This window comes from Lysinibacillus sp. BSL11 (genome assembly GCF_052928325.1).
Genome location: NZ_JAVGCX010000005.1, coordinates 50,182 through 68,142 on the forward strand (window position 1 = coordinate 50,182; position 17,961 = coordinate 68,142).

Sequence of the window (17,961 nt, forward strand, 5' to 3'; positions counted from 1 at the left end):
TTAACATGAAAAAACATACAGCAGGTATACACCATATCACAGCGATCGTAGGACATCCGCAAGAGAATATTGATTTTTATGCGGGAGTATTAGGCTTACGTTTAGTAAAACAAACAGTAAACTTTGATGATCCGGGCACATATCATTTATATTTCGGTGATAAAGGTGGGAAACCAGGAACAATCATTACCTTCTTCCCTTGGGCTAATGCTTATCATGGACGTATTGGTGATGGTCAGGTTGGCGTTACAACGTATGTTGTACCAGAAGGAGCACTGCCATTTTGGGTTAATCGCTTAGCGAAATACTCGATTCCTTTCCAAAAAGCTGAACGTTTTGGTGAGCAAGTCATTCAATTTGATGATCCACATGGTTTGCATATTGAAATCGTGGCACGTGCGGAAGGCGGGCTCAACGAATGGTCATTTGGTGAAGTAACACCTGAGGTTGCTATCAAAGGATTTGGTGGAGCTACACTATTCTCAAGTCACCCTGAAGAAACTGCAAAAGTTTTAACAGAAGTAATGGGTCTTGAAATGGTTGGGACAGAAGGTGACTATACGCGTTTTACTTCTAGTGCAGAGATCGGCAATACAGTGGATTTAAAAACAGTTGCAGGTCAACGTGGCCAAATGGGTGTAGGAACTGTGCATCATATTGCGTGGAGAGCTCAAGATAATACAGATCATTTAGAATGGCAAGAGTATGTGATGAATCATGGACAACATGTAACAGAAGTAAAAGATCGTAATTATTTTAATGCGATTTATTTCCGTGAACCTGGTGAAATTTTATTTGAAATCGCTACAGATCCTCCTGGATTTGCTCATGACGAGACACCAGAGACTATGGGTAGCCAATTAATGTTACCACCTCAGTATGAGCAGCATCGTGAACAATTGGAAAGAACATTAATTCCCATTAATGTGCGTGAACTGGATTAAAGGGAGGAAGTCGCTTGATTTCGATTAATCCTAAAAGTAATTCAGAGTGAGAAACTTGTAGAGCAGATAAATGAAACAGCTGCTCCTTGCCTGTTACAGATAGCGAACTTGTACGAATAGAATTTAATCAAGCGAAAATGTTGAGTTAATAACATTTTCGCTTTTTTTATTATCAATACCATCTAAATAATACAAATTTACTTCGCTTTTACACACAAAAGACTTTAAAGAAGCGGATGTGCTTCTTGTTCCATTTCTGCCTCCCATTTAGCCACTTCTTCACGTACACGAGGAGCAACCTCTTTACCTAGTAGTTCGATAGCTTGCATTACTTGATCATGTGGCATGGTACTTAAAGGCACGTACAGCATAAATCGTGTAATTCCTACGTGCTTGCATAGGTGAATAATTTTTTTAGCAACAGTATCTGGATCACCAACATAAAGTGCTCCTTCAAAGCTTCGTGCAGCATCATAACTAGAACGGTCATAATAGGGCCAGCCTCTTTCCTTGCCTAATTTATTCATACCAGCCATTGTTGATGGGAAAAATGTGTCCGCTGCCCATTCACTACTGGGTCCAACAAAACCTATTGAATGAGTACCTACCTGAAGTTTTGATAAATCATGACCTGCATGAAGTGCTGCCTTTTTATATAACTGAACAATCGGGGCAAATTGCATTGGGCTGCCGCCGATAATTGCTAACATTAGAGGTAAACCTAAAAGCCCAGCGCGAATGGCAGATTGTTGATTTCCTCCACTAGCTACCCAGATTGGGAGATTCTTTTGAACTGGTCTAGGATACACACCTAAATGATTGATTGCTGGTCGATGTCTCCCTTCCCAAATTACTTTCTCAGACTGCCGAATGCTAAGTAGTAAGTCTAAATGTTCCTCAAAAAGTTCATCATAATCATGTAAATCGTAGCCAAATAAGGGGAAGGATTCGATAAAGGAACCACGACCTGCCATGATCTCTGCACGCCCATTTGATAGTCCATCCAATGTGGCAAAATCCTGAAAGACACGCACAGGATCTGCCGAAGAAAGGACAGTTACAGCACTTGTGAGTCGAATGTTTTTTGTTTGAGAAGCAGCAGCAGATAGCACCATTGCTGGCGAAGATGCAGCATAGTCTGCTCGATGATGCTCACCAATGCCAAAGACATCCAATCCTACTTGATCTGCAAGAATAATTTCTTCTACTACTTCACGTAAACGCTGTGCATGACTAATTACTTCACCACTGTGAACATCTGGTTTTGTTTCTACGAAAGAAGTAATTCCTATTTCCATTTGTTATCTCTCCAAGTCTAATTTTATTTAGTAAATCGTTTGGTTATTGCCCAAAAAAGAAGAGCAACCGTACTAATAGAGGCTCCGAGTAAGCAAACCCCTCCCCAACCAAAATGTGCATACATCTGAGTTGAAGCGATTGAACCGCTAGCACTACCAATAGAATAGAACACCATATAGCCTGCGGTCAGTCGACTTCGTGCTTCTATACGTAATGGGAGAATCATCGTCTGGTTCGTGACATGTACTGCCTGTACTGCCAAGTCAAGTAACACAATGCCAATAATTAATGCCAAGAATGACTTATCTAAATAATTAATAAATATCCAGGAGATAAGTAAAAGCGTTAAAGCAATACCTGTCGTTCTTTGTCCATAGCCTTGGTCAGCAAGTTTGCCCGCTTGTGCAGCAGCTAATGCCCCTGCCACACCTACAAGACCAAAAGCGCCAATTACAGTGTGTGATAGAGCCAATGGTGGTGAACTAAGTGGTAGAACAAGGGGCGTCCACAAAATACTAAAATCAGCGAAAATTAGCATGGCTAGAATAGAGCGGATACGTAATGTTCGCTCTTGAATAAACAGCGTGAACACGGATTGAATTAGCTGAGAATAGGTGAGTGATTTTACTTCACGCCCGCCCCCTGGTAAAACTTTTATAAACATACCAACCATTAGAAGCATGAAAGCGGCGGAGGCTAGATAGACAGAACGCCACCCTGCAAGATCTGTTACTAACCCAGCAAAGGTACGAGCAAGTAGTATGCCAATGACAATGCCACTTGTAACAATGCCTACGACACGACCACGTTCTGTAGAGGAAGCCATAGTTGCAGCGAACGCAACAAGGGTTTGAGTCACGACTGCAAGTAGACCAACTAAGGCCATACCCGCAAATAGCACTACAACATAGGAGGCAGTACCGACTAGAAGCAAAGCAACAGAGGACAATAGCATTTGTCCAATAATCAAGCGGCGTTGGTTTAGTAAATCTCCAAGTGGAACTAGAAGAAGTAAGCCTAGCCCATAGAAAATTTGTGTGACAGTAATAATCAAACCAATAATTGATTGATCAATAGCAAAATCATTCGATAATTCATCTAGCAGCGGCTGAGCAAAATAAATATTGGCGACAGACATTCCGCAGGCTGTAGCGAATAATAATGTTACAGCTCGGGATATAGAAGATGATTGATTTATATGAATTGCATCATCATTTGCATTGTTCACACTGTAACCTCCCTTTCTAATTGAGTTGTAATTATAACATACCGTTCGGTACAAAATAATTATTGGTAAATATATCTTAACTACATTGGATTTGTCAATATTTATTTGGTATATATTTTCTTTTTAATTCGGTTGATGAAATGAAATTGACAATAAAAAAAGCCAGATATAAAATAATTACATACTGTTTAGTATCGTAAAAATTTAATGATTAACTTACTATTTCTTCCTAATGGGGTGTATCTATAATGGCAAGAACTCGGGAATTTGATGAGGCAAAAGTGTTAGAGGCAGCAATGCAATTATTTTGGGAGAAGGGATATGAAGCGACTTCTTTAAGTGATCTTACTGCTAGAATGGGGATTCAGCGTCCTAGTATTTATTCAACGTTTGGGGATAAAAAGGAGCTATTTGAAGCGGCACTTCGTAGATATACGACATCTCGCGCATCCGAAATACGGACTAAACTTCAAAGCAATGCCTCTGTAAAACAGGCGTTTTCTATATTTTTTGAAGATGTGATTACTGCTGAATATACAAAAGATCTTAGTAATGGCTGTTTTTGTATCAATACAATGGTTGAATTAGCTCCACATGATGAGAAGTTTGAGATTTTGACGAGAGAGCATCAACTCTATCTATCAGTAATTTTTCAGGAGACAATTGAACGGGGAATTCAATCAGGAGAATTAGAGGCGAACACGGATGCAAAGTCTTTAGCGCAAGCATTAATTGTTGCGTTAATAGGGTTAACAGTTATGCTGAAATCGCAGCCACAACGCTCGTTTGTTGATAACGCCATTGCAACGACGCTGACATTACTTAAATAATAAGGCAATACCCCTTTAGCAGTGCTAAAGGGGTATTGAAAAAATAAGAAAAAAATGCACAAATTTAGTTTATAAAACATAGGATGAATTTATAATTCCTTACAAGCCCATGCGTCAATCTCAACCTTTAAATCTGGCGTAGCGAGTGCAACGACATACATTAATGTTGTGCATGGAAGATGTTTCCCCAAGAAGTCACTGATAATTTCCTTTCGTTGAATAGCATCCATATCCCCCACTAAATAAAAGACGAGCTTTGTAATATCTTGAACCTCCATATCGGCACTATCTAGATTTCTTTTAATATTTTCAAGTGCTATCTTCAATTGAGCTATCGCATCTTCAGGTATAGATCCATCAGTTAACATGCCGATTTGTCCAGATAATGTTAACCATCTCTGAGGTCCTGTCACCTCAATTTGATGTACATAAGGAGCAACGGGTGGATGAATGTTCTGAGGGTTTCTCGCTATTTTCATAGAATCAGTCCTTGTCTCTGTTTAATTTATATCTCTAAACAAAATAGCATAAAGTAATAGTTGATAAAAGTTCTATACAAATACCATTATAAAAGAACATACAAATTGGATATGCAGGTTTAAAGGGTTATAATAGATTTATAGAATTTTGGCTAATACGCTGGTAAAGCTTTCACAAAGGATAAGAGTATCGACTTTTTAATTTGACAAGACATACAATTCACTTCAACCCCGCCTTAGGTTTTATACAGACACTTCTAAAAGAAACATACATTTCGTCTTATTTTGAAGGTAGATGGCTATACTCATTAAATGAGAGGGAAATTTTTACATAAGAATGATGCGTATTGTTATAAATCAATTTTATAGTGTAGCCCTAGGTAGCAGAGGCAGCGAGGCCGTTTTGTAGAAGGAGTGAATAAATGAATAATTTCTTTCGGAGTAATGGATTTAAGCGTTTTATTATTCTAGTTGGGATTGCTCTTGCATTATATTTAATGCGTAGTATGATCAATCTAATTTTACTTACGTTTATTATTACTTATTTGATGAACCAGCTTACTACGAAGACAACGAAAAGCATAAGAAAATATGCGCCGATGAATGAAAAAGCTGTGACGGTAACATTATACCTTTTACTTGTTGCGGGTATTGTAGCTGTTATTTACAAATATTTACCGATTGTGACCCAGCAGATCACACAGCTTTTCGACCTCATTGCAAGTTTTAATCTCGATCCAGATGACAATGAGATTGCGAGATACTTAGCACCGACTTTTGAGAAGATAGAGCTCGGGAAATATTTAGAGCAAGGTGTGGATTTAACTCTTAAAAATATTACGAATATTGGTAAAATCATTATGCAAATATTGATTTCTCTAATTTTGAGTTTATTCATCTTGTTAGAAAAGAATCGTATTATTGAGTTTACAGCTAAGTTTAAGGATAGTAAAATTGGGCCGCTTTACGATGAGCTTCATTATTTCTCAAGAATATTCATCCGCTCATTTGGTAAAGTAATTGAAGCACAATTTATTATTGCTGCTGTTAACTGTGTGTTATCCGTCATTGCCCTTTCTATTATGGGCTTCCCACATTTGATTGCCCTTGGGATTATGCTCTTTATTTTAGGCTTAGTTCCAGTCGCAGGCGTTATCATCTCATTAATACCATTAAGTATTATCGCATATAGCATCGGTGGCTTGATGTACATCGTCTATATTTTAGTTATTGTCATGGTTTTACATGCCATTGAAGCTTACTTCTTAAATCCAAAGCTTATGTCTGCCAAAACAGATTTACCGATTTTCTATACGTTTATGGTCATTCTCTTTTCTGAGCATTTCCTGGGTGTATGGGGACTAATCATAGGTATTCCACTATTTATGTTCCTGCTTGATATTCTAGGTGTAAACTCCTCGGAAGACCCTGCGAAGAAATCGGTGAAGGTACACACTGAAAAACAAATGGAATAGTTCCAAACAAAGGAATCATCTATATACATGATGATTCCTTATTTAATGCACAAGAGGTGTTTATATTGATAAAAGGTCAACAGGTCTATTTAAGAGAAATACGTGAAGATGATAGTGATAGTATTATAAGATGTTTTCAAAATGAAGAAATCATGTATATGACAGGAACACGGAGCATTTTAACAAAGGAACAAATCAAAGAGGCGATCAAACGCTTTAAAGCAGATTCTTCTCGCTATGATTTTGCTATTTGTTTAGTTGATAATGATCAGGTAATGGGCGATTTGGCGATTATGGAAGTTGATTTAGATAATAAAAAGGCAGTGTTCCGTATAGCTTTACATAATATAGAGAATTGTGGCAGAGGTATGGGTTCAGAAGCAGTTAGGCTTGCTCAAAGATTTACATTTGAGGAGCTAAATCTGAATCGCTTAGAATTACAGGTATATTCACACAATAGTAGAGCAATTAAATCCTATGAAAAGGTCGGCTTTAAAAAAGAAGGTGTTTTGAGACAGGCCTTGTTTATGAATAATACATTTTCTGATGAAATCATTATGAGTTTGTTGCGTGATGAGTATATGAAAATTAAAAAGTAGAAATTTAACCAGCACAGATTTTTGTGTTGGTTTTTTTTCTGAATACAAGTATAATTGGTAAAAATTTCTTTGTCTGTATGAAGGGAAAAAATAGTGTTGAAAGTTAAAATGCATTCTAAATCTGATGCAGCAAAACTAATTAAGAGACCCAAAATCGTCTTTGTTGTTGTAAAACAATTATTTTTTGCAGGCATAAAGGAGAGATGGTAAATGAAAATACAATATCCTACTTTAAAAACGCCTCTTACGGTTGGCGTGACAGCGCCCTCTAGTGGAGTCGAACAGCATCTTCATCTATTAATAACAGAAGCTGAAAAACAATTAATACAAAGAGGCATGAAAGTTATTATTGGAAATACTACCTGGACGCAGCTTAAAGGTAGAAGTACAACAAAAGAAAAGCGAGTATCTGAACTTATGGACTATTTATTAGATGAGCGTATAGATGTCGTCATGCCACCGTGGGGAGGCAGTTTTTTAATGGAGTTATTACCTCTAATCGATTGGGACGAATTAAAAAAAGCGGGACCCAAATGGATATTAGGGTATTCAGATATTAGTACTTTATCTTTTGTATACACAACCATGACGGGGTACGCATCCGCACATGGTGTGAATTTTACTGAATTATCTGCACCTCAATGGGATGAACTTTCTTCTAAATGGATAGACGTAATTACATGTAAGTCTGGTCATTCAATAACTCAAAGCTCTTCTCACTATTTTCAATCGAGCTGGCAGCAAGTCTATAAAAATCCTGCTACAGGATTTTATTTTGACAGTGAAACAGAGTGGAAAGTTCTAAACCAAGAGCGTAGTAATCGTATGACAGGTAGGTTGATAGGTGGCTGTTTAAATACATTGCAAATTCTTATAGGTACGCCCTTCGATTACGTTCAATCCTTTATTAATGAATATTGCTCTGAGGAAGGAACAATATGGTATTTAGAAAGTGTTGGTATGGATGCAGCAAAAATCTACCGAGCTTTGTGGCAATTAAAGTATAATGGTTGGTTTAATAAATGTAATGGTGTTCTAATCGGGCGAGCAGGACTATATGAAAATCTAGGGGACTTTACATTGATGGATGCATTACGAGATATTTTTGACGAGATGGAAATACCAGTTTTCTATGAAGTAGATATTGGACATGTGCCCCCTCAATTAATTCTAGTGAATGGAGCGGTTGGGGAAGTAATCGTAGAAGAAGGAAGAGGTACGCTAAAAATGCAATTTTCTTAGGCAAACATATTAAAAGGGGACCTTGATGAGGTCCCCTCTTATTTAAGCATGGTCAGGAGATGAAAGGGTTCTTGGATTTTTCCTAATGAACAAGTAAATAAGCGAGGCTGTAATTCCTTCTGCTACTGGGAAGGTCCACCAAATAGCCTGCGAGCCAAGTACCTTGGGTAGTATGATGAGAGTAGGGATAAATAAAATAATACTACGTAGTAACATAATTGTCGTGGCAATACGGATTTTTTCAATGGATTGAAAGAATTCTGCGAACACCATGTTGATCCCTAAAAATACATAGCCAATGGCGAAATGCACAAAGCCCTGTGCTGCCATACTACGAATTTCAAATGAGCTATCTCCGAATAACGCCATTAATTGAGAAGGGAAAAGAAGAGCTATAAGAGCTGTGGTTAATCCTAAAATAAATGCGGTAGCTAAACCGATTTTTAATAAAGCTGTTAATCTTTCTAATAATCTTGCCCCGTGGTGATAGCTAACTAACGGTTGTAGAGCCATACCGACGCCAAGGAAAATAGTCAGCAAGACAGTATGGATGTAATTGACCATTGCATAGGCAGTAACGCCATTCGCACCTAAATAATTTAAAAATGTAACGTTATACAAAATAACGATAACTGCAACGGAAGCTTCAACGATAAAGCTAGGTAAACCTATAGCAAAAATTTTTTTAAAATCTGATAGATTTAAAAATGAAGTGACAAATTTTAACTCAGATTGAGGACGGAAAAAATGAAGACATAGCACGGATGTTCCTATAATTGTAGCTATTGCTGTCGCTAAGGCACAGCCAGTCACACCATAGTCTAGTACGAAGATGAAAACATAATTTAAGACTATATTCAAAACCGACGTTGTAATTAAGCCCAACATAGCTAACTTTGGATTGCCATCATTTCGAATAAAAATACTTAAAAGATTTTCAATTGTGTAAAACACCCCAAAGAGCAAAATTACATGTAAATACTCCTGTACAAAAGGATACGTATCATCGCTTGCCCCAAATACATAAGAAATATCCTTTAGATTTAACGCGAGGAATCCAATTATCGTGATGACAACCACTAGCATTGTAGAGAACGACAGTGTAAATAGTTGATGAGCACGTTGCTTATTGCTCTCCCCAAGAGAAATGGAGAAAAGAGTAGCTCCTCCCATACCGATCCAAAGAGAGATCGAAAGTAAAATGGAGAAAATAGGGACAGCTATATTCACTCCAGCTAACGCTGTAGGTCCCACGCCATGACTAACGAAAATGCCATCTACCAAAATATTCACTGACATCAAAAGCATCCCGATCATTGCAGGGAATAAGTATGATAAAAATAATGGTTTCAGTGGCTTTGTTTCAATTGGATTAATGGTTGTCATAACGATGCACCTCCAAAACCATTACTTTTTCCCCTTTATCATCTAGCTCACCATTAAATATAAAACCGAATTGTTTATAAAGCTGGATAGCTACAGCGTTATTGTCATAAACACTTAAATATATCTGAAGACACTTGAACTTTACAGTTAAATATTGAATAAGTTGCTCTAAAAAATGTTTCCCCAAACCTTGTCCTTGGTATTGTTCTGCAATTAGATAGCGATCAAGCCATACTCGTTGACTGTAATCATCATGAGGGAATAAGCCGTACATAGCGAAGCCTATAGCGGTGTTATCTTTATACAGACCTAAAGGCGTAAAGCGTCGATCCATTTCCGCCTCTGCTAAGCATTGGTCTGTAGATTCAATAAAATGTTGCTGATTGTCAGCGATGCGTAATGCTAAAATTTCTTTCTTGTTAAAAGCTGTAATGTCACGAATCTCCGTGAACATAATGTCAAAACCTTTCTATTTTTATTTTGAATAGGTACAATCTAAAGTATATAGTAACTATATAGTCAAGGGAGGGAACTCAAAAAATGCTTAATAAAAATGTAAAGTATTTTACAACTGGTGAATTTGCTAAATTATGTAAGGTGAATAAACAGACACTTATTTATTATGATCAAATTGGTTTATTATCTCCCATCATGAAGGATAGTAAGGATTATAGATATTATTCACTTGCTCAATATGATTTTTTCGGTGTTATTGAATTATTAAAGGCAGTGGGGATGTCCTTAAAGGATATTCAGCATTATATGGCAGAGAAATCACCTGAAAATTTTTTAGAATTGATGCACCAACAAAAAGAGCATGTTGCGAAGAAACGTAGAGAACTAGAAATGATTGAGAATATTATTGACGTCAAAATCAAAATGACAGAGGAAGCACTGCATCTAAACTTTAAGGACATCACGATTGAGTATTTTCCTGAAGATACATTATATTTGAGTAAAAATATTGAGAATTCTACAGAAGAGCAGTTTGTGAAGGCTGTATCTGACTTTATTGAGGAATTGGATCGCTCTCAATTAGATACGGGGTATCCCATTGGAGGGATAACAAGAAGAGAGCAAGTGTTAGCTGGAAATTACGACAACTATAGTTATCTGTATATTGAGCAACCAAATCCAAGAGAAGGGCATCCTTATTTTAAGGCGATAGAGGGTGAATTTGTGATTGGTTATCATGTAGGCCCCTCCTCAAAGCTTGGTGAGACATACACACGGCTATTTAATGTCATGCATGAAAAGGGTTATGAGCTAGGTCAGTATGTATACGAGGAATACATTTATGATGCCGTAATGAAAAATCGAGAAGAAGAGTATGTAACCAAAATTATGATGGAAGTAAAGAAAGTAAAATAATTCATTAAGACGTAATAGAAAGGAATGAATTTAGCTGAGTCATTTATCATATACGAAGGTTTAGATGGCAGTAAAATAATAGCATTTTGTCATTCTGTTTAAAGTTAGCCTAATCAGTAAATGATTTCCTGACGATAAATAAGAAGTATGACATCACATGAGCCTTATATGGAGGTTAGAGACAATGTGGATTGAGCGTTGGAATCATTTAGTAGAGCGATTGAAGCAGCAGGGAGCTTGTGTACATCCGATTGAAATGCGGCCAGTCGCTACCGAGCAAGAGTTACAGCAGGTTGAGGAAAGACTTGGAGTACAAATCCCTAATGGGTTTCGTCAACTGTTGCAAAATTGCTCAAAGCAAGTAAGTATTTATTGGTCATTACCAGATGAGGCGATACTTCCCATTGAACTGCTAGATACGCCTTCTGGTGAGTTTGGCTGGAGCCTAAAAGCTTTAGACTTTCCTTACTTTGGAGAGAATGATGAATCGTATGAACAGCAATATTTACAATTTTTTACGGCAGGTAATGGAGATGCTCTTCTGCTTAAGCTTGACGATGAAACAGTTTGGTATTGGAGCCATGAAGAAGATGAGCTTGATTTGCTTGCTGCTAGCTTTCATTCGTACGTTGATAATATGACGGCTTTAGGCTGTATTGGAGTAGACTGCGGACAACATCGTCAATTTTGTAGTGAAAATGGATTGGATATTGAATTGGCTAGTTCACAAGTATGGCTAACTTGGCTAGAACAATATTTAAGCTCTAATTTACAGCAGGCTCAATCCAGCTTAGAATCTTTACTTCATTATGTTTCCATGCATGGTGTGAAAAAAACAAGCGTACAGGAGGCATTTTTGCATTTTGATGGAGTACAGGTGTATCAGGCACTTCGACATAAGTTAGAGCGAGCTCAATCTCAATTAGAACAAAAGGCGTGGAGTGAAATATTAGTCAAGATATGTCCGAGTGAGGCGGGAAATTGGGCGAGAGAACTTTGGCAAGGACAGAGTGACGTACCGGACTGGCTGCGTGATTATGTAACAGCACATTGTTTGCCAGTTGATGAAGGACAATCTTTCATCTTAATGGATATCGAAAAAGATAGAATTGATGCCTATACTGCCCTATATCGTCTACGCCAATTTCATCATCCGAATATTATAGACTGGATGAGATCCTATGTCACGTTTCCTATTGATGGGTGGGATACACTTTTGGCTGAGTCACAGCCAAGTGCAGAGACGTTATACGAGTGGTTAAATGGCAACGAAGTAGAGAGGCTAACATCCATCCGAGCTATTTGTCAGATGATGCAGCGGGGAATCACACCAACAACTATGATAGACGAAGAAAAATGGCGCCCTTTGCTGGCATATTGGGTTGAACATGAGGTGCTACGGAAAAACAAACAGCTGTTTAACCAAGCGCTTAGTTGTTTGGAAAATTGGTTATTAAAATGCTATATGCGACTAAGGGGAGAGTAGATTGAACCATTTTACGATATTTGCTTCCAAAAATGATACAGATGATATTCAGGATAAACTATCCGATGTATTGGCAAAAAGCTTCATTATTGAAAAAGATGATAACGAATATTTATTAAAATCAAGAGGTTTATTTAATAAATATAGATGCTCTATAAATATTTTAACTGAAGATACGCACCCTGATTATTTTGTAAAAAATATACCTGGGATGATGGGCTTTTACGATAAAATTCCATTTAAAGATGAACAGCTAAAAGAACGCATAATGATTCAAATATCAGTGCTCAATACTGTCGTTGCAATCGAAATGAACAAAGAGATGACAGAAGACCATATGCAGCAATTTATAAAATTACTAGCAAGCATAGGGGGGATTGGTTTCCTAGCAGATGGTACTTTGCTGGATCAGAACGGTATGGTTATTGTTTATCCTAATGGAGAATCAGGTCCATCTGATTTTCAACCACATGCTTGCACAAGAAAGATACATGCACAAGAGGTCACATCAGCACAGGGAGAGGCACGAAAAAATAGAACGATAGCTTTTTTAACAGATAAGGACATACCTTATGCGTCATCGCTTCCTCAGCTACCACCAGTAGAAAATCTTCAATTTAAAAGCCAAGAGGATATTGCAAGAAGAGCGGTTGCCCTGTTGATTGTTATTCAATTCGCTTGTGATGTAGCACAGAAGGGTGATATTGAGGAGTCTAGAGAGTTCTTTACCAATATGCTACGCACATATGAGGTGCATGAATTTTTAACGGAGCATGAAAAATGCTTTCTTGAGGCTCAGCATCCTGGCGCTCAAGAAGCAGTCAATATATCATGGCAATATGAAGCCTATTGGACACTTATTTGGGCATTGGGGCTTGTGGAAGAGCTAAATTTCCCTGACGATGTATGTGATTGTGAATATGCAATTCAAGTAGTTTCTCGTTGCGAGACATTTGAGCAATTTTATGATCAAACTGTACCGCACAGTAAGGAAGAAATAGTAGATGAGGCGGATAAAATTTACAGATTACATTGGGCTTGTGTAGATAGTCGCATCAATGGACAAGAAGCTCCTTTAGCATTAAATGAAAGTGTTGTGATGGAAAGACGTAGAGGCTTATTTTGGATGATTGGATATCAAGGCGAAGAATGGGATACTATATCGATGGATACTTAAAACAATAGCAAACTAGGAAATCTAGTTTGCTATTGTTTAATAAGAGAGATTATTTGATATAAGTTGGTTTATTCACCTGGTCTATTAAAAGTAGACCATCGTATTGGTCGCGCGGAACAAGACTTTCCTGTATCATTCCCCAACTATAGGATAAGCGTGGTTCAAACATCCATGAGTTGCCTCGTTCATTTTGACGATTGCGTAAATCGATGAATGTGTAAGGTTTATTTGTTGAAGACAGAATATCTTCAATAGATCCTTTGACAGGAGGTAAGACAGGCATAGGTTCTCCCATATTATTTGCTGTCTCTCCACTAGTCATGTATAGACCTATTACATAGCTATATTTCTTATAGATATCAGGTAAACTTTCCCCCATTAATTTAACTGGGTAAGGAGACCCCATTACATCCGATTGTGCTTTACGAATATGATCGTTATGAGCCCATACAATAAACTTTTCTGTTGGGTACACCTCTTCAGCTAACCAAAGTAAGTTCTCCATCATCGCTTGATCTCGCCATTCCATAGTTTGCAAAAATGATTCTATATTATTTTTTTCAATGTCGATATTGGACTGAATTGTTAACTCTATATATTCGTCTGCTAGTCGAATGCGATCTGCTAGAGTGCGATCCATTAGTTTTACAATATGAGGCTCTTTTGGATAAGCTGCCTGTAGCTCTTTTTCTTTGATTTGTATTTGTGATTTTACCTGTTTATACACATCAATTATAGTAGCTTTTACTTTTTGATAGCCCTTCAAATCTTTTCCCGAGCTCCATTCAGCAAGTTCCTTCTCAGCTTCATTGAATTGCTGAGCCAACTTGGGGTTATGCAGCCAATCTCCGTTCGTAAATGCCCCTTGCTGTTGAATATCGAAGCCAGTAAGTACAAGAGGTTGCTCTGTTGCTTGAGTCAATTTTGCATAGTCAAACAGAGGCAAAGTTTCTTTTGTCCACCAAACGCCGAAAATGGCATCCTTCATTGTTTGTAGAGCTGCTTGTTTATCAATTTGTCCTTGAGCGTTCATTACATTGCCCATACCACTTTCAAAGGCAAGGACATTATAGCCCATATCTTGATGTAAAAATTGTATTAAACGTGTTTTTGCTAGATTGAATTGTGCCACTCCATGAGAGCTTTCCCCTAAAAAGACAATACGTTTATCATGTAATAAAGGTTTTAGCATCTCTAAATCCTCAAATTTGTTAGCGGGAATTTTTAGTCCATTAAACGTTTCAGGCTGGATGGATGACAGGCTATATGCATGGTCATTCGCCCATTTTTTCCAATCAAGTAATGTTTCATTAGAAGTCCTAGCTTGTTTGACGGCAGAAACGTTTTCAATAATCTCCTCATTTACAGGGGCAACAGCAGAGACATTTACTACTCCACTTACTGTTATTAAACTTGCCAGTGCAAAACTTAATAAAACCTTATGCTTCCTAGCTTTCCTCATTAATTATCAGCCCTTCACTTTATATTGATACTTAATTATAGGAAGGGGAGTTTAAAGTTTAGGAAGAATTTGTTTAAAATTAGTTTAAATTTAGTATGTAAAAAAGAAAAACACCTCCAAGTGATGGAGATGTAGGAATGCTATTTATAGTGATACGTACTTGCTCTTGCATGGTTACGTTGAATTTGGTTAAACCATGCACGATCCTTTTCTTCTTGTTTTAATGTACCAACAATGGAGGAAGAGCAGCTCACGCAAATTTTAGCTTGCGTAATCTGCCCACATCGTTCGCATGGTGCCCCTAAATTAGGGAAAATGGAGTTCTTTAATTTTCCTGCTTTTACCCATTTGTGAAGCAACTCAGATGATACGCCTGTTAAAGCGACAACTTCATCGTTTGTTAGGTAGCGATTATTTTTTCTTAATAAAAAATGATGTAGCTCTGAAAATATATCCTCTTCTCTCACATCAATTTTCCTTTGAAATAGCAACATAGTTAATCATCTCCTCGTCCCACTAATTAATGATTTCATTAATTGTTACAGGTTGTTCGTCATATTTATAATTTTCCCAACGATTGCGTGCAAGCTTGCGATATTTTGTCGAAACATTTCGATCAGCAATTAAGCGTGAAAATCCTTTTTTAGCTTCAGGAATATCACCAAGTCGAAGGCTCAATTCAGCATGTAAAAACTGAATTCTCTCTCCACCTTCTTGATTAGAGGCAAAGGATTTACTATAAAAGTCTCTAGCTGCAAAAAGATAGCGCTTTTCGGATTCTTCGTCCTTTTTTAATCGATAGAGCCAAGCAATTTTTAAAGCGAAATTCGCCATTAAAAGAGATTCTTCCATTGACGAACGGGATACTAAATAGGCGAGCTTAAAACTGATAATGGCATCATCAATTGTACGTTCCTGACAAATATCCATAGGTTTCTGGAGCTCTTTAATGTATAGTTCATCAATGAGTAGCATGAAAGGTCCATATGTCCGTGTCATAGATTTATGGTAGGCATAGCCACAATGTGGACATACGGCAACTTCATATAGCAAAGGGTTTAGGCCATCGTAAACAGGCATGAAATCCGTTTGTTCTTCGATAATTTTATATCGATTAGGGCGAACTTTATATGTTGTAAACTGCTTTTTGCAAAATTTACAATCCACACTACTTTCATAGTAGTAAATGTTAAATGCCATAAGAATCAACTCCTTTGCGTACTCTAAAATTTTATTTCTTTTGTTCTATTTATACATAAGATTTTATCGTTCAATGTATTTAAGTTATTATCTTTTATTTTAACAATTTTGTGTTCTTTGGTATACTCCTTTAGAATTATTAAAATAAAAATATTCAAGGAATTTTTAGTTAAATATTATTATAAATACGCTTGTAATAGTTTTTATCGGTGGTGTAAATGGAAGTTGTATAGTTTGCTTACAGTTTGTCAAAATACTTTCACATATTTCAAGGGAGAAAAATTATAAATTTAATTTAATTGGTTCTAAATAACTATAATGGAGGTGCTCAAAATGAAGTGTAATATCGTGTTTTTTGATGTAGACGGCACATTGATTAATTATGAGGATGGCTGTGTGGAAGAAAGTACAAAACAAGCTATTCAGCTATTGCAAGAAAAGGGAATCCATCTTGTAGCGGCTACTGGAAGACCCTTATCTATGTGCTATGAGTTAAAAGCGCTGGGGATTGAAACCTTTATTACAGCAAATGGAGCCTATGTGAAACATAAGGAACTTGTCATACATAAAACTCCGATTGCCAAAGAAATTGTCCACAATGTACAGGCTTTTGCACAGGAACAGCAGCATAGCCTAACATTTTTTACAGAGCAGCTATCCATGAATAGCATACAAAGTCCAGTAGCTTTAAGAGCGATGCAAGAAACTTTATCTTTACGAGCTTTTCCACTTATAAATAAAAAAATTGTAGATGAAGAGGTTTTCCTCATGTGTTTATATGCGGATGAGCTGGCAGAAAAAAGATATACTAGCCAATTTTCGAATATATTTTTACAGCGTTGGCATCCTTATATAGTGAATGTCTTACAGCAGGATGTTTCGAAGTCTATAGCTATTAAAGCGGTGCTTGATCATTTTAATATTGACCCTAAGAATGCGATTGCCTTTGGGGATGGGGATAATGATATTGATATGTTGGAGTATGTAGGAGTAGGAATTGCTATGGGAAATGGTAGTAAAGCTCTAAAAAGAGCTGCCAATTTTGTTACAAAGAAATCTACGGATGGCGGTATCAATTTTGCTTTACGTCAGCTTCAAGTCATTTAGAGCGCTGAGGTTACACTATATATAGCAGGTAGATTTTAATAAATTTTAGGTGGGATGATTTATGGCACATCACGTGCAGTCTCTAATTGAACATTACGGATACTTTGGGATTATCGTGATTCTAATTGGAGGTATTGTTGGGGTGCCACTTCCTGATGAGGTGTTTCTAACTTATGTAGGCTATAGTGTTTACCGAGAAAGTCTTGAACACATTCCTGCTTTGGTCAGTGCAATGATTGGTGCGGTTGGAGGCATTACCTTAAGCTACTATATTGGTTATCGTTTTGGCTTACCGTTATTGCAGAAATATGGCCCTAGAATTCATATTACAGAGCAAAAAATTGACTTTACGAAAAAGATGTTTACAAAAATAGGACCTACCCTATTATTAATTGGCTATTTTATTCCAGGGGTACGCCATTTGACAGCATATATTGCGGCTATTAATAATTATCCTTATAGAAAGTTTGCGCTTTTTGCCTATATAGGGGCATTTATCTGGACGTTCACATTTATATCATTAGGAAAGATGCTTGGAGAGAAATGGCGATTTGTTGGATACTATTTAACTCATTATAGTATCTATCTTATCCTTTTATTTATTGTAGGGATGCTCATTGCTTACTTTTTATTCAAAAAAAGAAATGGACAAACATAAAAGTCGGTATACGCTATA

At 37.1% G+C, this 17,961-nt stretch carries 18 protein-coding genes; 10 read left to right on the plus strand and 8 right to left on the minus strand.

Annotated elements, in window-relative coordinates:
* The first annotated feature begins 5 nt into the window (after positions 1 to 5).
* Positions 6 to 944: a ring-cleaving dioxygenase gene (locus RCJ95_RS07095; RefSeq protein ID WP_312129459.1), complete on the plus strand. Its 939-nt coding sequence runs from the start codon at positions 6 to 8 to the stop codon at positions 942 to 944.
* 224 nt (positions 945 to 1,168) lie between these two features.
* On the opposite strand, the gene RCJ95_RS07100 is transcribed toward RCJ95_RS07095, so the two are convergent.
* Positions 1,169 to 2,242 (minus strand): LLM class flavin-dependent oxidoreductase, encoded by a 1,074-nt coding sequence (locus RCJ95_RS07100; RefSeq protein ID WP_446722075.1) that lies wholly within the window; start codon positions 2,240 to 2,242, stop codon positions 1,169 to 1,171.
* 23 nt (positions 2,243 to 2,265) lie between these two features.
* Complete coding sequence (locus tag RCJ95_RS07105; protein WP_221681727.1) at positions 2,266 to 3,471, minus strand: MFS transporter; 1,206 nt, start codon at positions 3,469 to 3,471, stop codon at positions 2,266 to 2,268.
* Between the two features lie 248 nt (positions 3,472 to 3,719).
* On the opposite strand from RCJ95_RS07105, the gene RCJ95_RS07110 reads away from it, so the two are divergent.
* A complete protein-coding gene (locus RCJ95_RS07110; protein ID WP_221681725.1) occupies positions 3,720 to 4,301 on the plus strand; it encodes a TetR/AcrR family transcriptional regulator in 582 nt (193 codons plus the stop codon).
* An 89-nt stretch (positions 4,302 to 4,390) separates the two neighbouring features.
* On the opposite strand, the gene RCJ95_RS07115 is transcribed toward RCJ95_RS07110, so the two are convergent.
* Entirely contained in the window at positions 4,391 to 4,780 is a 390-nt protein-coding gene (locus tag RCJ95_RS07115) for a RidA family protein (RefSeq protein WP_221681723.1), read from the minus strand.
* Positions 4,781 to 5,202: 422 nt separating this feature from the next.
* Here RCJ95_RS07115 and RCJ95_RS07120 point away from each other — a divergent pair, with 422 nt between their 5' ends.
* The 3 genes from RCJ95_RS07120 to RCJ95_RS07130 all read left to right on the plus strand — a co-directional run bounded on the left by RCJ95_RS07120 (position 5,203) and on the right by RCJ95_RS07130 (position 8,096).
* The gene (locus RCJ95_RS07120) at positions 5,203 to 6,255 is read left to right on the plus strand and encodes an AI-2E family transporter (protein ID WP_009370575.1); all 1,053 of its coding nucleotides are present in this window, start codon (positions 5,203 to 5,205) and stop codon (positions 6,253 to 6,255) included.
* A 65-nt stretch (positions 6,256 to 6,320) separates the two neighbouring features.
* A complete protein-coding gene (locus tag RCJ95_RS07125) occupies positions 6,321 to 6,854 on the plus strand; it encodes a GNAT family N-acetyltransferase (RefSeq protein WP_221681721.1) in 534 nt (177 codons plus the stop codon).
* 210 nt (positions 6,855 to 7,064) lie between these two features.
* Positions 7,065 to 8,096: a S66 family peptidase gene (locus tag RCJ95_RS07130; protein WP_221681719.1), complete on the plus strand. Its 1,032-nt coding sequence runs from the start codon at positions 7,065 to 7,067 to the stop codon at positions 8,094 to 8,096.
* Positions 8,097 to 8,138: 42 nt separating this feature from the next.
* On the opposite strand, the gene RCJ95_RS07135 is transcribed toward RCJ95_RS07130, so the two are convergent.
* Together RCJ95_RS07135 and RCJ95_RS07140 are read right to left on the minus strand one after the other, a co-directional pair.
* Positions 8,139 to 9,482 carry an MATE family efflux transporter gene (locus tag RCJ95_RS07135; protein WP_446722076.1) on the minus strand — a complete coding sequence of 448 codons (1,344 nt, stop codon included), beginning with the start codon at positions 9,480 to 9,482 and terminating at the stop codon, positions 8,139 to 8,141.
* On the minus strand, positions 9,469 to 9,936 hold the full coding sequence (locus RCJ95_RS07140; protein ID WP_446722077.1) for a GNAT family N-acetyltransferase: 468 nt from the start codon (positions 9,934 to 9,936) through the stop codon (positions 9,469 to 9,471). The genes RCJ95_RS07135 and RCJ95_RS07140 overlap by 14 nt, the downstream gene beginning before the upstream one ends.
* Before the next feature lie 86 nt (positions 9,937 to 10,022).
* On the opposite strand from RCJ95_RS07140, the gene RCJ95_RS07145 reads away from it, so the two are divergent.
* The 3 genes from RCJ95_RS07145 (at position 10,023) to RCJ95_RS07155 (ending at position 13,516) form a co-directional block, all read left to right on the plus strand.
* Positions 10,023 to 10,853, plus strand: coding sequence for a MerR family transcriptional regulator (locus RCJ95_RS07145; protein WP_257520772.1), 831 nt, complete (start codon positions 10,023 to 10,025; stop codon positions 10,851 to 10,853).
* A gap of 184 nt (positions 10,854 to 11,037) precedes the next feature.
* Positions 11,038 to 12,339: an SMI1/KNR4 family protein gene (locus tag RCJ95_RS07150; protein ID WP_257520771.1), complete on the plus strand. Its 1,302-nt coding sequence runs from the start codon at positions 11,038 to 11,040 to the stop codon at positions 12,337 to 12,339.
* 1 nt (position 12,340) lies between these two features.
* Positions 12,341 to 13,516, plus strand: coding sequence for a DUF4272 domain-containing protein (locus RCJ95_RS07155; RefSeq protein WP_221681709.1), 1,176 nt, complete (start codon positions 12,341 to 12,343; stop codon positions 13,514 to 13,516).
* Positions 13,517 to 13,565: 49 nt separating this feature from the next.
* Here RCJ95_RS07155 and RCJ95_RS07160 read toward each other — a convergent pair whose 3' ends face one another.
* From RCJ95_RS07160 to RCJ95_RS07170, 3 genes are all read right to left on the minus strand, one after another.
* Complete coding sequence (locus RCJ95_RS07160) at positions 13,566 to 14,978, minus strand: erythromycin esterase family protein (RefSeq protein ID WP_446722078.1); 1,413 nt, start codon at positions 14,976 to 14,978, stop codon at positions 13,566 to 13,568.
* Between the two features lie 140 nt (positions 14,979 to 15,118).
* Entirely contained in the window at positions 15,119 to 15,472 is a 354-nt protein-coding gene (locus RCJ95_RS07165) for a hypothetical protein (protein ID WP_221681706.1), read from the minus strand.
* A 22-nt stretch (positions 15,473 to 15,494) separates the two neighbouring features.
* Positions 15,495 to 16,178, minus strand: a complete 684-nt coding sequence (locus RCJ95_RS07170; RefSeq protein WP_446722079.1) for a DUF2225 domain-containing protein — start codon at positions 16,176 to 16,178, stop codon at positions 15,495 to 15,497.
* A gap of 333 nt (positions 16,179 to 16,511) precedes the next feature.
* On the opposite strand from RCJ95_RS07170, the gene RCJ95_RS07175 reads away from it, so the two are divergent.
* Positions 16,512 to 17,285, plus strand: coding sequence for a Cof-type HAD-IIB family hydrolase (locus RCJ95_RS07175; protein WP_446722080.1), 774 nt, complete (start codon positions 16,512 to 16,514; stop codon positions 17,283 to 17,285).
* A 61-nt stretch (positions 17,286 to 17,346) separates the two neighbouring features.
* Positions 17,347 to 17,943, plus strand: a complete 597-nt coding sequence (locus tag RCJ95_RS07180; protein ID WP_221681703.1) for a DedA family protein — start codon at positions 17,347 to 17,349, stop codon at positions 17,941 to 17,943.
* Positions 17,944 to 17,961 lie beyond the last annotated feature (18 nt).